This window comes from Nocardia sp. NPDC050413 (assembly GCF_040655475.1).
Taxonomy (GTDB): Bacteria; Actinomycetota; Actinomycetes; order Mycobacteriales; family Mycobacteriaceae; genus Nocardia; species Nocardia coubleae.
On the sequence record NZ_JBFAJZ010000001.1, the window covers coordinates 406,359 to 420,003 of the forward strand.

Below are 13,645 nucleotides of genomic sequence, written 5' to 3' on the forward strand. Positions count from 1 at the left end.
CTGGACCTTACGGTCGCGGGGTTCGACGATGGAGTCATGACATCGCTGCACGGTCTGTTCGTCCCCCTCGTCACACCTTTCACGGCCGACGGCGCCCTCGCTCCCGACGCACTCCGCGCGCACGCCCACACGGTCCTCGACGCGGGCGCCACCGGGCTCGTCGCACTCGGCACGACCGCCGAACCGACTGCGTTGACGCCCGCCGAACGCGCCGAGGTGCTCGACATCTGCGCCACGGTGTGTGCAGAACGGGACGCGCCGCTGATCGTGTGCGCGGGCGGCAACGCCACCGCCGAGACCGCCGCCGCGGTGGCTGCCGTGCCGTCGTCGGCGGCCGCGGTGCTGTCGGTGGTGCCCTACTACGTCCGACCCAGCGAAGAGGGTGTGATCGCGCACTTCACCGCAGTCGCGGCCGCGAGCCCGGCGCCGATCCTCGTCTACGACGTGCCGTACCGGACCGCGCGCCCGCTCGGCGCCGCAACCCTGATCCGGCTCACCACCATCGCGAACATCGCCGGTTTCAAGCACTCGGTCGGAGGCATCACCGATGCCACCGTGGAACTGATGGCGACCGTGGGGGACCGGACCACCGTGCTGGCGGGCGACGACCGTTTCGCCTCGCCACTGCTGGCGCTCGGCGCCGACGGCGCGATCCTCGCCGCGGCCAATGTCGCGCCCGCCGGGTACGCCGAACTCGTGCGAGCCTGGGGGACAGGCGATCTCGCGCGTGGTCGCGCGGTGGGTAACCGTCTCGACGCCCTCGGTGCCGCCCTGTTCGCCGAACCGAACCCCACGGTCGTCAAGGGTGTACTCGCCGCGCGGGGCGAAATCCCCAGCGCGGCGGTGCGTCTGCCGTTGCTGCCCGCCTCGGCCGAATCGGTCGCGGCGGCGCTGTCGGCGGCCGGGACTCAGCCGTAGAGTTCGACGAACTTCGCCAGCGACCGTTCGAAATCGCCGCGCAGTGCCTTGGCCACGGTCGAGCCGATCGGGCCGAACAGCGGCGCGCCGCCGAGTTCGACGGTCAGGTCGACCGCCGAACCGTCGCCCTTGGGCTGCACGGCGAGATCGATGCCGAACTTGGTGCCGCCGATGCCCGCTCCGGTCAACTTCAGCTTGTGCGGCGGCTGGGCGGTGCGCACCGTCCAGGTGACCTTGTTGCGGAACCCCTTCACCCGCGCCACACCGACCAGCACGGTGCCCTCGGTGAGTTCTTCGGGGACGGTGCCGCGCCAGGCCTCGTGGATCGCCAGCCAGTCGCCGAGGTGCTCCAGGTCGGAGGCGTGGTCCCATGCCTTGTCCGGGGCGAGGGGGACGTCGATGGTGAGCTTCAGTTTGGCCACGGCGGGATAGTATCCGGTACTCCCGGTTCCGCGACCACCGCATCCGGACCATCGTGTGTTTCGACAACCCCGTGCCTGCGGAAATTGGGTAATATCAGCGGCAATTCCCGTGCCTGACAGCAGGTTCCATCTCGAATCGGTCACAGTGCTGCTACTGTGTGCGGGTCGCTGGAAGCGGGGACTGTCTATCGGGTATCCGGGATGGTTCCCTCGAGGGCGGCTGCCCGGGTGGAACGACGACGAAAGATCAGATGAACTCCGGAATCGCGGTGCTGTCGCTCATCATCGGAGCCCTGGTGGTCCTCGCGGCCATCGCTGTGGCTGTGCTCGCCATGCACAACGAGCGCAAACAACGCGCACGCGCCGACACCGCCAAGCGGGAGCGTGAACTCTGTGAGGCGGCGGTACATCACCTCGCCCAGATCACCCTGCCCGCCATCACCGATGCCGTACGGCGACACGACATTCCGTCGGTCGCGGTGGAACTGCCCGCCGAATTACGCGACGCGCCCCTCGGCGAGTCGCTGCAGGCGATCGCGACCGGCCACGCCGACGACCTGCGCGTCGTCGCCGAGGAGACACGGGCGATGGTCGAGCGCTACGGCGAGCAACGCCGCGTCGCCGAGATCCAGGCCGCCCGCGAAGAGACCCGCGCCGAACTGCAGGCGTCGTCCCGCGCGGCGACCAGTGCGGCGGTGCGTTCCTTCGGCACCTCGGTGGTGAGCCTCGGCACCGACCTCGGCCAGGTGGTGAGCACCGCGCTGCGCGAGCACCGCGACGACGCCGTCTACGAAACGCTCACCCGCATCGACCACACCGTGCAGCAGATGATCCGGCAGGCGCAGTCCTACGTGATCGTCTCCGGTGGCCTCCCCGGCAGGCGCTGGCCACAGCAGTCGCTCACCGACGTCGCCGGCGGCGCCACCGGGCGCGTGCGTGAGTTCCTCCGGGTCCATTCGGCCCAATCGGAACGCATCGTCATCAGCCGCGCCGTCGAGCCGCTCGTGCACACCCTGGCCACCCTGCTCGACAACGCGCTGCGGTACTCGCCGCCGTCCTCGTTCGTCGAGGTCGGCTTCCAGGAAGGCCATCACGGCGTCACGATCATCGTCGACGACGCGGGCATGCGGATGAGCCCCGAGCAGCTCGAGGACGCGCGCCTGGTGCTCAGCGGTGAACGCTCGGTCGACATCCACGACCTCGGGCCTGCGCCCAAGGTCGGTTTCCCCGGTATCGCCGCACTCGCACGCCGCTACGGCTTCTCCGTGCATGTCGACGGTCCCAATATCTACGGTGGCATGCGCGCGATGGTCTATGTGCCGTCGGCGCTGCTGGTGAGCGGAGAGGCGCCGAGAATCCCCGAACCCGAACTGGCCGCGCCCGCGCACATCCCGGTGCCCGTGCCCGACCCTGTCGAGACCGACGGCCCACGCGCGGCCGTGCACGAAATCACCAGCGGTGGGCTGCCCAAACGGCGCCGCCGCCCGGTCGCCCCGGATTCGGCGGGGGTGACCACGGAAGTGGGGCAGGCTCGCCCCGACCTCGCCGCTGCCTGGCACAGCGGTTCCCGCAGCGGTCGTGCCGCTGCGGCCGAGCGATCCACGGAAGGAACAGCCGATGAGCACACCGGTAGCCGATAGCACCAACCGTTTGGCATGGCTGCTCGAGGATCTCGAGATCCCCGGCGTCCGCTTCGCCGTGCTGCTATCCGACGACGGCCTTCGCATCGCGCACTCCCACGGCGTCGCCAAGGACGACGCCGAACGGTTCGCGGCGGCCGCTTCCGGTCTACGTTCGCTCGGCAAGGCCCTAGGCGAGTTCTGCGGGTCACCGGCGAACACGGTGCGCCAGAACATGACCGAATACGACGAGGGCATGATCATGATCACCGCCGCCGGTGTCGGCGCGCTGCTCGGTGTCGCGACCACCGCCGATGTCGACGTGGCGCTGGTGGCGCACCGGATGAACGAACTGGCCGCGCGGGTCGGCCACGAGATCGGTGCGGCGCCACGGCACGGTGTCAGGTAATGAGCCGAGGCAGGCGTGACCCCGACCTGGTCAGGTCCTATGTGCGTACCGGCGGCCGGACAAGGGCCGCGCACGAACTCGATCTGGTGACCCTCGTCCGCGCCGTCGCCGACCCGCGCGCCGATCACCGACCCGACGAGCGCCGGGTACTCGCGCTCACCAGCCGCCGTGGCGCGCTGTCGATCGCCGAACTCTCGGCGTATCTCGACCTGCCCGCCTCGGTGGTGAAGATCATCGTGTCCGACCTGCTCGACAGCGGACACCTACACTGCCCCACCCCGGCCGAGGTGAAGCCGGAGCTGGCGTTGATCAAGGAGGTGCTCCATGGTCTCCGTGTCCTCGCAGGCTGAGGTCGACTACGTCGCCGAAACGGTGACCAGGTCGGTGAAGATCCTGGTCGCGGGCAATTTCGGCGTCGGCAAGACGACGTTCGTGTGCGCCGTGTCCGAGATCCGGCCGCTGCGCACCGAGGAGACGATCACCGAGGCGAGTATCGGTGTCGACGATCTGGCCGGACTCGGCAGCAAGGTGCAGACCACCGTCGCCCTCGACTTCGGCAGGCTCACCCTCAATCCGCAACTGGCGCTCTACCTCTTCGGCACGCCGGGTCAGGAGCGGTTCGCGCCGCTGTGGGAGGAACTGGCGCGCGGTGCGCTCGGCGCCCTCGTCCTGGTCGACACCCGGCGCATCGAGAAGGCCGACGACGTGCTCTCGGCGCTCGAACAACGCGGCGTCCCCTACGCGGTGGCGGTCAACGAGTTCGAGGGTTTCCGCCGCTACCCCCTCGACGAGGTGCGTGAGGCGCTCGACCTCACCCCCGACACCCCGGTGATCGCGGTCGACGCGCGACGCCGCGATCACGGTCTGCGTGCGCTGATCACGTTGGCCGAGTACCTATTTCAGAGGCAGGAAGCGGCAGTTCGGTGACCTTGCAAGACCTCGCGGCCGATATCCGGGTGCCGATGTATTCGCCCGAATTCGCGGCCGACCCGCAAGCTGCCTACCGGCAGATGCGGGAACGGTTCGGATCCCTTGTCCCCGTTGAACTCTCACCGGGAATCCGGGCCACGCTGGTGATCGGCTATCACACCGCGGTACGGATCCTCAACGATCCCGACCACTTCCCGGCCGACCCGCGCATGTGGGAACGCAACATTCCCAAGGACTGCCCGGTGCTGCCGATGCTGCAGTTCCGTCCCGCGGCCCTGCGCACCACCGGTGCCGAGCACGCCCGCTACCGGCAGGCCAATGTGGCCGGTCTGGCCGGGGTCGACCTGTACGCGATGCACAGCACGGTCGAGCAGTTCGCGATCCCGCTCATCAACAGCTTCTGTGCCAGCGGCTCGGCGGACCTGTTGAGCCAGTACGCGTTTCCCCTGGTGTTCCAGGCGCTGAACTCGATGCTCGGCTGCACACCCGAGATCGGTCAGCAGGTGGCCACCGGGATGTCGCAGATCTTCGAGGGCGGCACCGACGCCGAAGCGGGCAACAACCTGGTGGCCAACGCCCTGGCCGACCTGGTCGGGCTGCGCAAACGTGAGCCGGGCGACGACGTGGCGACCCGGCTGCTGCAGCACCCGGCGGCGCTCACCGACGAGGAACTGGTGCACCAGTTGCTGGTGCTCTACGGCGCGGGCATCGAGCCCATGCTCAATCTGGTGGTCAACACGCTGCGCCTGATGCTCACCGACGACCGCTTCGCCGGCGATGTGCTCGGCGGCAGTATGTCGACGCGCGACGCCCTCGACGAGGTGTTGTTCACCGACCCGCCGCTGGCCAACTTCTGCATGACCTACCCCCGGCAGCCGACCCTCATCGAGGACACCTGGCTGCCCGCGCACGAACCGGTCGTCATCAGCATGGCGGCCTGCAACAACGATCCGGCGATCGCGGGCCTGGACGTGATCCACAATCGCGCCCACCTGTCGTGGAGCACCGGCCCGCACGGTTGCCCCGCGAAATCGGTCGCGTACCTGATCGTGCAGGACGCCATCGATCAGCTGCTCGACGCCCTCCCGGAGATCCGGCTCGCCGTACCCCCCGAAGAGCTGGTCTGGCGCCCCGGCCCGTTCCATCGGTCCCTGGCCGCGCTGCCGGTCGTCTTCCCGAATACACCGCCCCTGCCGATGCCCTGATCGGGTTGTCCCCCGGAATTTCGGGGAGTCGCTCGAGATTGGCTCGTTCCGCCCACCACCGGTACTGCCGAGTGGTGGGCGGTTGTCGTTTTACCCCTGAGCAAACTGTCGACAACGCCCGGCAAACAGCATCAGTTCTCTCAACTGTGCAATTAGCCGAGATATTGCCGGGGGTTCGTACCGGTTGGTTCTCCTGACGGAATTCGCTGAATTCGCAGAATGGTCATTTGTGTAGAAATACCGGCAGGAAAGCGAATTCTTCGCCGCCGCGACTGTTGACCCGTGATCTTCGCGCGCCTACCGTCCCAGTCAGTTCGAATCGAACTGTTCTTTATCATCGCTGCTCTGCTCGCCCCGCCCTCGGTCGCGAATGCGCACGGCTGGGTGACCGGCCCGGCCAGCAGGCAGGAACAATGTGCGCGCGGCCTCGTCTCCTGCGGTGCGGTGAAATACGAGCCGCAGAGTGTCGAGGGGCCGAAGGGGCTCACCAATTGCAGCGCGAACAAATATCCGGAACTCGACGACGACAGCCTCGGCTGGGTTCCACAGCGGGTTTCCGGCAGCGTCACATTCACCTGGAAGAACACCGCCAATCATCGCACCGCGACTGGGAGTACTTTATCGGGAATACCCGGGTCGCCGTGATCGACGGGCGGAACGAGCAGCCCCCCATGGAGGTCACCCACACCATCGACCTGTCGCAGTACACCGGCCGGCAGAAATTGCGCGCGGTCTGGAACATCGGAGACACCGCGGCCGCCTTCTACAGCTGTGTCGCCCTCGAGATCGGCGGCACCCCACCGGCAACGACCACGAAGCCGCCGACGCCGACCACCACCCGACCCGCGCCGCCGACTACCACGAAACCGCCGGTGACCACCACGAATCCACCGGCCACCAGCACCGCGCCCCCGACGACGTCCCAGCCGGGTGGGGAACACGAACACCCGACGACGACAGCACCGGCGGTATCGACATGGCGTCAGGGCGCAACCTACGCCATCGGCGACAGGGTCACCTACCAGGGCGTCACCTACACCTGCCACCAGGCCCATACCGTCCACGACCCCAACTGGACCCCGCCGAACACCCCGGCGCTCTGGTCGCGGGGATAGCTGGACGAATGCGAGCGATTCGGGTGTTTCTCCCACCATCGGTGTGCGGATGGGGCCAGGATTGGGAAAACCTCGCCGGCCTCGCGTTCGGCCGGCCTCGCAGCACAAGGACGTGAGATATGAGTGACAGGACTTGCGGTGTGGCCGTCGCGGCCGTCGGAACGGTTGTAGCGGCAGTGATGTTCGGTGCGCCGACGGCTTCGGCCGGGGTGTCACAACTGACGGTGAATCCCAGCCTGAGCGTGGGAAGTTCGACGAACTACGGCACCGGGTGCACGCACTACCTCGAGGCTCGGCTCAGTGTCGGCATCGTTCCTGTCGCCTTCTACGACAACGGCACGCTGCTCGCGGTCGTGAACCCCACCGACGGCATCGCCACCATGCCGTGGGTGCCGTCGAGCACCGGAGCGCACACCCTGGCCGCCGTCCAGGACGGCATCGGTCGCGCCGTCGACGTGAGCGTCGGCCGTGGGTACCGCTTCGGTGAGTCCTGCGTGGTCACCGGCGGCTGACCGCTGAGACGACGGTAGCCCGGTCTTTCCGCGGACCGGGCCACCGTCGTTCGACTCACTTCGAGTCGACCAGCTTCTTGTCGGAGCCCTTCTTCTTGGAGCCCTTCTTCGGAGCCGCACCGTTGCCCGCGGACGGGTTGTCGGGCATGGTCGCGGTGACCACCAGATCGTCGCCCGAGGTGTCGACGTGCACCGTGCCGCCGGGCTCCAGCCCGCCGTCGAGCAGCAGCCGCGACACCCGGTTGTCGAGTTCGCGCTGCACCGTACGACGCAACGGACGGGCACCGAACTCGGGCTGGAAACCCTTCTCGCCCAACCAGTCCACCGCAGGCTGGCTGATGTCGAGTTCGACGTCCTGGGCAGCGAGCATGCGCCGCGTGCGGTCGAGGATGAGCCCGACGATCTCCTCGAGCTGCGACTTGTCGAGCCGGTGGAACACGATCTGCTCGTCGATCCGGTTGAGGAACTCCGGCCGGAAGTGCGACCGCAACTTCTCCTCGAGCTGGGGAACGATCGAATCCAGATCACCTGCGGGCGCGTCGAGAATCAGCTGCGAACCGATGTTGGAGGTCATGATGACGATGGTGTTCTTGAAATCCACCGTGCGGCCCTTGGAATCGGTGACGTGCCCGTCGTCGAGCAGTTGCAGGAGCACGTTGAACACATCGGGGTGCGCCTTCTCGACCTCGTCGAACAAGATCACCGAGTACGGCTGACGGCGCACCTTGTCGGTGAGCTGGGCGGCATCGTCGTACCCGACATATCCGGGCGGGGCGCCGACGAGCCGCGAGACCGTGTGCTTCTCCTGGAACTCGCTCATGTCGAAGCGGATCAGCCGGTCCTCGTCGCCGAACACCGCCTCGGCCAGCGCCTTGGCCAGCTCGGTCTTGCCGACACCGGTCGGACCGAGGAACAGGAACGACCCGATGGGCCGGTTCGGGTCCTTGAGCCCGGCGCGCGCCCGGCGCACCGCCTCGGCCACCGCCACGATCGCCTCGTTCTGCCCGATCACCCGCTTGTGCAGCACATTCTCCAGCTCGAGCAGGCGCTGCTTCTCCTCGGCGGTCAGGTCGGCCACCGGAATGCCGGTGCGCCGCGAGATGACCTCGGCGATGTCGACCACCTGCACCTCCGGTTCCGCGGAGGTGGCACCGGATTCCTCCAGCTCCTCCTCGGCGGCGGCGATCTCGGCCTTGAGCGCCTTGGCCTTCTCGTAGTCCTCGTTGTCGACCGCCGCGTCCTTCTCCCGGTAGAGGCGCGCGATCTCGTCTTCCTTGGCCTTGACCTCCGGGTCGGCGGTGCCCGAACGCAACCGCACCCGCGCGCCGGCCTGGTCGACCAGGTCGATCGCCTTGTCGGGCATGAACCGGTCGGTGATGTAGCGATCCGACAGTTGCGCCGCCGCGACCAGCGACTCGTCGGAGTAGCGCACCTGGTGGTGTTCCTCGTACACGTCGGCCAGCCCGCGCAGGATCTCGATCGTGTCGGCCACCGACGGCTCGGCGACCATCACCGGCTGGAACCGGCGCTCGAGCGCGGCGTCCTTCTCGATGTACTTGCGGTATTCGTCGATCGTCGTCGCACCGACGACGTGTAGGTCACCGCGCGCGAGAGCGGGCTTGAGCAGGTTGCCCGCGTCCATCGAACCCTCGCCGCCACCACCGGCGCCGACGATGGTGTGCAGCTCGTCGATGAACACCACGAGTTCGTCCTTGTGGGCGCGGACCTCGTCGAGGATCTTGGTGAGCCGTTCCTCGAACTCACCGCGATACTTGCTGCCCGCCACCAGGGAGCCGACGTCCAGGGCGATCACCCGGCGGTCGGCGAGCGAGGTCGGCACGTCGCCGTTGACGATGCGCTGGGCCAGACCCTCCACGATCGCGGTCTTGCCGACGCCGGGATCACCGATCAGGACCGGGTTGTTCTTGCGTCGCCGGGAGAGGATCTCGATGGATTCCTCGATCTCCTCCGCCCGCCCGACCACCGGGTCGATCAGGCCCTCGCGGGCTTCGGCGGTGAGATCGCGACCGTATTCGTCCAGCGTCGGGGTATCGGTCTTCTGCTGCTGGCGTTTGGCCTGCGCGGCTGCCGTGCCCGGTGTCGGGCCGCCACCGCTCTGGCTGGCCGCCAGACCCGCGACCAGCGTCTGGGCCGCGATGCTGTCGGGCAGCGAGGCGATGCCGAGCAGGATGTGTTCGGGCCCGATGTAGGTGCTGCCGGACTGCGCGGCCTGGCGCTGAGCGGCACGCATGGCCAGCTTGGTCGCCGGACTGAGGGTGATGTCGGCCAGGTCGTACCCGCCGGCCGCACCGGTGTCGAGGTAGTCCTGCATCTGCTCGGCGACCTGGTCGGCGTCGAGGCTAAGTTCATCGATCATGTCGCGCGCGGGTTCGGTCTCGGCGGCGGCGTAGAGCAGGTGCTCGGGCGTGATCTCCGGGTTGCCCCATTGCTGGGCAGCCTGCCGCGCCGCACCGACCAGCAACTTCGCGTCGTCGGTCATCAGTCGGCTCAGGTCGATGCGTTGCACCGGCGGTTTCGCCGACATCCCGGAACCGAAAAAGCGCTGGAAGATGTCGTCGAAGGGATCGCTCGAACCGGGCCAGCTCGCTGTCATGTCCGCACCTCTTCGCTCGTCGTGCCGCAGCCAGCGGCGACTCCTGTAGATCGGGACCGTGCTTCCAGCAATACTTCGGCATCCTCCGGTGCTGTGCAAGCCATTGGGCAGTTTCACATCCGCGTCGTCGAGCCGATGGCGGACCGACCAAAATCCGGTGGAAACCGTCCGATACCACCGGATTTGTCTGATTCTTGGTTCTGGGACGGCGCTCGACGGTAGCGTGACGACCCGCACGACGGGATCGACCGTCGTGCCCGGTTGTTGGGAAGAGCACGGAGTTTGGTCACCGACGTCATCGATGTCAGCGCGGATTTCACCATCGCCAGGCAAGCCCTCTGGGATGTCCTGCTCGATCCGCAGAGTTATCCCCGCATGTTCACCGGCATCGGCGCCTGCGAACGGATCGATCACCCCGACGGAGCGGTGGTGTGGCAGGTCCGGGTCGGCTCGGTGGACACGGGCATCCACACCCATGAGTTCGTCCTCGGCATCGGCCGCTGGTACGAGAGCTTCGAACTGCGCAGCCCCGCACTCGGCAGCTTCGCCTCGGTGCGGCTGCGTGGCGACCAGCAGCGCACCCGGCTCGACATCACGCTGTTCGCCGCCGCCCGGGTGCATCCGATGCTCGCGCAACGCAGCAACTCGGTGGTCACCGACTGGGTGAAGGCGGGTCTGCGCCGCACCGCCGACGTGATCGCGGGGACCAGGTCGTCGGTGGTCGTCAACGCCGAACGCTCCCCGTTGCGCCGCAACGCCGGGGTGGCGCGGTCCATCGCGGCCACCGGTCTGATGCGCCCGGAACCGGTGTCGATCCTCAAACAGCTTCGCTCCCTGTCGAAGTGGGGCTTCAACCTGGCGGGCGGTTACGCCGCCGGTGCCGCGCACTCCCCGGACCGGGTCGCGGTGCTCGATCGGTTCGGCACCCGGACCTACCGCGAGATCGACACGCGCTCCGACGCCCTGGCCGGTGCCATGTACGAACTCGGCATGCGCGCCGGTGACGCGATCGGGTTGCTGGCCCGCAATCACGCGGGCATGGTCGAGACCATGGTCGCCGCGGGCAAACTCGGCGTCGACGTCGCGCTGCTCAACGCGGGGCTTTCCGGGCGGCGGATCGAGGAGATCGTGCAGCGTCATCGCCTCAGCGCGGTGTTCGTCGACGGGGAACTCGAAACGCTGATCCGCTACCTGCACAGCGAGATCCCGCGTTTCACCACCGACGCCAACCCGCCCGATCCGCAACGCGCGACCATCGAAGGCCTGATCGCCGCAGGGGTCGAGGACTTTCCCGTGCCCGCCCATCCCGGCAGGCTGATCGTGCTCACCTCAGGAACCAGCGGCTCACCCAAGGGCGCCCGCCGCCCGCACGCCAAGGGTTTCGGCACCATCGCCGCCCTGCTGTCGCGGATTCCGTTGCGGGTGGAGGAAGTGGTGCTGGTGCCCGCGCCGCTGTTCCACACCTGGGGGTTGGCCGGGCTGCAGCTCAGCACGGCACTACGCGCCACCGTCGTGCTCAGCGACGGCTTCGACGCGATCGAGTGCCTCCGTTCGATCAGCGAACACCGCATCACCACCCTGATCGTGGTGCCGACCATGGTCGAACGCCTCCTCGATGTCCCCGACGACGTCCGCGCGAGCTTCGACCTGTCGAGTCTGCGGCACGTGGTCAGCTGCGGCGCGCCGCTGGCCGGTGCCACCGTGCTGCGGTTCCTCGACACCTACGGCGACGTGCTCTACAACGTGTACGGCTCCACCGAGGTGTCCTGGGCCAGTGTGGCCACCCCGGCCGACCTGCGGGTCTCGCCGACCACTGCGGGCCGCCCGCCGCTGGGTACCCGCGTGGGGGTGCTCGGCCCCGATCTGCGCCCGGTGCCGGTCGGCGCGGTCGGGCACATCTTCGTCGCCAACCACATGCTCTTCGACGGGTACGTCAACGCCGCGCCGCCGGAGGAGGCCGACGGCATGCTCGACACCGGCGACCTGGGCTATCTCGACGCCTCGGGCAGGCTGTTCGTGGCGGGCCGCGACGACGAGATGATCATCTCCGGCGGCGAGAACGTCTTTCCGCGACCGGTGGAGGAGGCGCTGGCCCACCTGCCGCAGATCACCGAGGTGGCCGTGGTCGGTGTCCCCGATCGCGAGTTCGGGCAGCGCCTGGCCGCGTTCGTGGTGAAACGGGAAGGGGCGGGCCTGGATCCGGACATGATCCGCACCTATATCCGTCACCGCCTCAGCCGGTTCTCGGTGCCGCGCGATGTCACCTTCATCAACGCGCTGCCGCGTGGGGAGACCGGCAAGATCCTCAAGTGGATGCTCGTCCGGCCGGAGCAGGCGCTGAGCGAGTGATCGCGCGGCGCCTGCCCCGGTGCGGCTAGGTGATCTTCTCCGGTGCGGGCCGGTTCAGCAGCGAATGTTTGCGCGAGTAGGCGAAATACACCACGAGCCCGACGAGCAACCAGCCCGCGAACCGCACCCAGGTCTCCCACGGCAGCGACCAGATCAGGTACGCCGAGAAGCCGATGCCGATCAGCGGGATCACCGGCATCAGCGGCAGCCGGAACGAGCGCGGCGCGTCGGGCCTGGTGCGCCGCAACACGATCACGGCCACACAGACCACGATGAACGCCATCAGGATGCCGATATTGGTGAGCTCGGCGACGGTGTTGATCGGCAGCACACCGGCCAGGATCGCCGCGCCGATGCCGACGATCCAGGTGACCCTGGTCGGCACCTTGCGGGTGGGGTGGGTCTTGGCGAACCAGATGGGCAGCAGCCCGTCGCGGCTCATCGCGAACCACACGCGGGTGACACCGAGCATGAAGGTGAGCACGACGGTGATGATGCCGACGATCGCGCCGACGGCGATGATATTGGCGACGCCCGGCATCCCGACCGATTCGAAGGCGGTGGAGAACCCGCTGGTGGGGCTGATCTCGGTGTACTTCTGCATGCCGGTGAGTACCAGCGTGCACAGCACGTAGAGCACCATCGCGATGGCGAGGGAGTAGATGATCGCCTTGGGCAGGTGCTTGCGCCCATCGATGGATTCCTCGGCGGCGGTGCTCATGGCGTCGTAACCGAACACCGCGAAGAACACCGTCGCCGCGCCCGTCCACACCGCGCCCGCGCCGTAGGGGAAGTACGGGTCGTAGTTGGCGCTGTCGATGTGGAACACGCCGAGCACCACGATGAGCACGACCAGCGCGACCTTGATGCCGACCGCGACGGTCTCGAAACGGCCGACGCTGCCGATCCCGCGCGAGAGCACCCAGGCGGTGCCGAGGCAGAACAGCACCGCGAACAGGTCGATCACCCGGCCGTCACCGGTATCGGGCGCGCCCAGCATCCATTCGGGCAGCGTCAGGCCGACCTGATCGAGCAGGAACCCGAAGTACCCCGACACCCCGATGGCGACGACGGCGGCGACCGCGATGTACTCGAGCAGCAGGTCCCAGCCGATGAACCAGCCGGCCAGCTCACCGAGCGAGACATACCCGTAGGTGTAGGCCGAGCCCGCCTTCGGCACCATGCCCGCGAACTCGGCGTAGCACAGCGCGGCGGCCGCGCTGGCGACACCGGCGATCAGGAACGAGATCAGCACCGCGGGCCCGGTCACCGAGTGGGCGACCGATCCGGCCAGGGTGAAGATGCCCGCGCCGATGATGCCGCCGACACCGATGGCGGTGAGCTGCCACAGACCGAGTGATTTGGCGAGGCGTTCGTCGCCGGGAATCTCGTCTTCGACCTCGACGAGTGGTTTACGGCGCAGCATCTGGGCGCGCAACTCTGCGAAAGACATCGCTGTTCCTTCCGTCGGCGGCCTGGCCGCGTGATCAGTACACCGCCGCATCGCCGTTCCCGACCCCGAGAATGAATATTGTTCAGTGGTAGTGCCCGA

Annotated in this window: 13 protein-coding genes; 10 read left to right on the forward strand and 3 right to left on the reverse strand. The window is 67.9% G+C overall.

Annotated features, from left to right (window positions below):
* Window positions 1-36: 36 nt before the first annotated feature.
* A complete protein-coding gene (locus AB0I19_RS01975) occupies window positions 37-918 on the forward strand; it encodes a dihydrodipicolinate synthase family protein (RefSeq protein WP_357143434.1) in 882 nt (293 codons plus the stop codon).
* Here AB0I19_RS01975 and AB0I19_RS01980 read toward each other — a convergent pair.
* Complete coding sequence (locus AB0I19_RS01980) at window positions 909-1,340, reverse strand: SRPBCC family protein (RefSeq protein ID WP_067488812.1); 432 nt, start codon at window positions 1,338-1,340, stop codon at window positions 909-911. The two genes, AB0I19_RS01975 and AB0I19_RS01980, sit on opposite strands and share 10 nt — an antisense overlap.
* Before the next feature lie 251 nt (window positions 1,341-1,591).
* On the opposite strand from AB0I19_RS01980, the gene AB0I19_RS01985 reads away from it, so the two are divergent.
* The 8 genes from AB0I19_RS01985 to AB0I19_RS02020 all read left to right on the forward strand — a co-directional run bounded on the left by AB0I19_RS01985 (window position 1,592) and on the right by AB0I19_RS02020 (window position 7,130).
* Complete coding sequence (locus tag AB0I19_RS01985) at window positions 1,592-2,980, forward strand: sensor histidine kinase (protein ID WP_067488808.1); 1,389 nt, start codon at window positions 1,592-1,594, stop codon at window positions 2,978-2,980.
* Window positions 2,958-3,368, forward strand: a complete 411-nt coding sequence (locus tag AB0I19_RS01990) for a roadblock/LC7 domain-containing protein (RefSeq protein WP_067488807.1) — start codon at window positions 2,958-2,960, stop codon at window positions 3,366-3,368. Before AB0I19_RS01985 ends, AB0I19_RS01990 begins: the two co-directional genes overlap by 23 nt.
* The gene (locus tag AB0I19_RS01995) at window positions 3,368-3,718 is read left to right on the forward strand and encodes a DUF742 domain-containing protein (RefSeq protein WP_067488806.1); all 351 of its coding nucleotides are present in this window, start codon (window positions 3,368-3,370) and stop codon (window positions 3,716-3,718) included. Before AB0I19_RS01990 ends, AB0I19_RS01995 begins: the two co-directional genes overlap by 1 nt.
* Window positions 3,693-4,295: an ATP/GTP-binding protein gene (locus AB0I19_RS02000; RefSeq protein ID WP_357143437.1), complete on the forward strand. Its 603-nt coding sequence runs from the start codon at window positions 3,693-3,695 to the stop codon at window positions 4,293-4,295. The genes AB0I19_RS01995 and AB0I19_RS02000 overlap by 26 nt, the downstream gene beginning before the upstream one ends.
* A 35-nt stretch (window positions 4,296-4,330) precedes the next feature.
* Complete coding sequence (locus AB0I19_RS02005; protein WP_357145072.1) at window positions 4,331-5,503, forward strand: cytochrome P450; 1,173 nt, start codon at window positions 4,331-4,333, stop codon at window positions 5,501-5,503.
* Between the two features lie 282 nt (window positions 5,504-5,785).
* A complete protein-coding gene (locus AB0I19_RS02010) occupies window positions 5,786-6,148 on the forward strand; it encodes a lytic polysaccharide monooxygenase (RefSeq protein ID WP_357143439.1) in 363 nt (120 codons plus the stop codon).
* Window positions 6,149-6,174: 26 nt separating this feature from the next.
* Complete coding sequence (locus AB0I19_RS02015) at window positions 6,175-6,618, forward strand: carbohydrate-binding protein (RefSeq protein WP_357143441.1); 444 nt, start codon at window positions 6,175-6,177, stop codon at window positions 6,616-6,618.
* Window positions 6,619-6,737: 119 nt separating this feature from the next.
* The gene (locus AB0I19_RS02020; RefSeq protein WP_357143443.1) at window positions 6,738-7,130 is read left to right on the forward strand and encodes a hypothetical protein; all 393 of its coding nucleotides are present in this window, start codon (window positions 6,738-6,740) and stop codon (window positions 7,128-7,130) included.
* A 55-nt stretch (window positions 7,131-7,185) separates the two neighbouring features.
* Here AB0I19_RS02020 and AB0I19_RS02025 read toward each other — a convergent pair whose 3' ends face one another.
* A complete protein-coding gene (locus AB0I19_RS02025; protein WP_357143445.1) occupies window positions 7,186-9,744 on the reverse strand; it encodes an ATP-dependent Clp protease ATP-binding subunit in 2,559 nt (852 codons plus the stop codon).
* Between the two features lie 282 nt (window positions 9,745-10,026).
* Here AB0I19_RS02025 and AB0I19_RS02030 point away from each other — a divergent pair, with 282 nt between their 5' ends.
* The gene (locus AB0I19_RS02030; protein WP_357143447.1) at window positions 10,027-12,093 is read left to right on the forward strand and encodes an AMP-binding protein; all 2,067 of its coding nucleotides are present in this window, start codon (window positions 10,027-10,029) and stop codon (window positions 12,091-12,093) included.
* A 25-nt stretch (window positions 12,094-12,118) separates the two neighbouring features.
* Here AB0I19_RS02030 and AB0I19_RS02035 read toward each other — a convergent pair whose 3' ends face one another.
* Window positions 12,119-13,546, reverse strand: a complete 1,428-nt coding sequence (locus AB0I19_RS02035) for an amino acid permease (RefSeq protein ID WP_067488801.1) — start codon at window positions 13,544-13,546, stop codon at window positions 12,119-12,121.
* Between the last annotated feature and the right edge of the window lie 99 nt (window positions 13,547-13,645).

Excerpts from the sequence above, each read along its gene's own strand:
- AB0I19_RS01975 (WP_357143434.1), top strand. The coding sequence starts at position 37 with ATGACATCGCTGCACGGTCTGTTCGTCCCCCTCGTCACACCTTTCACG.
- AB0I19_RS01985 (WP_067488808.1), top strand. The coding sequence starts at position 1,592 with ATGAACTCCGGAATCGCGGTGCTGTCGCTCATCATCGGAGCCCTGGTG.
- AB0I19_RS01990 (WP_067488807.1), top strand. The coding sequence starts at position 2,958 with ATGAGCACACCGGTAGCCGATAGCACCAACCGTTTGGCATGGCTGCTC.
- AB0I19_RS01995 (WP_067488806.1), top strand. The coding sequence starts at position 3,368 with ATGAGCCGAGGCAGGCGTGACCCCGACCTGGTCAGGTCCTATGTGCGT.
- AB0I19_RS02000 (WP_357143437.1), top strand. The coding sequence starts at position 3,693 with ATGGTCTCCGTGTCCTCGCAGGCTGAGGTCGACTACGTCGCCGAAACG.
- AB0I19_RS02005 (WP_357145072.1), top strand. The coding sequence starts at position 4,331 with ATGTATTCGCCCGAATTCGCGGCCGACCCGCAAGCTGCCTACCGGCAG.
- AB0I19_RS02015 (WP_357143441.1), top strand. The coding sequence starts at position 6,175 with ATGGAGGTCACCCACACCATCGACCTGTCGCAGTACACCGGCCGGCAG.
- AB0I19_RS02020 (WP_357143443.1), top strand. The coding sequence starts at position 6,738 with ATGAGTGACAGGACTTGCGGTGTGGCCGTCGCGGCCGTCGGAACGGTT.
- AB0I19_RS02025 (WP_357143445.1), bottom strand. The coding sequence starts at position 9,744 with ATGACAGCGAGCTGGCCCGGTTCGAGCGATCCCTTCGACGACATCTTC.
- AB0I19_RS02035 (WP_067488801.1), bottom strand. The coding sequence starts at position 13,546 with ATGTCTTTCGCAGAGTTGCGCGCCCAGATGCTGCGCCGTAAACCACTC.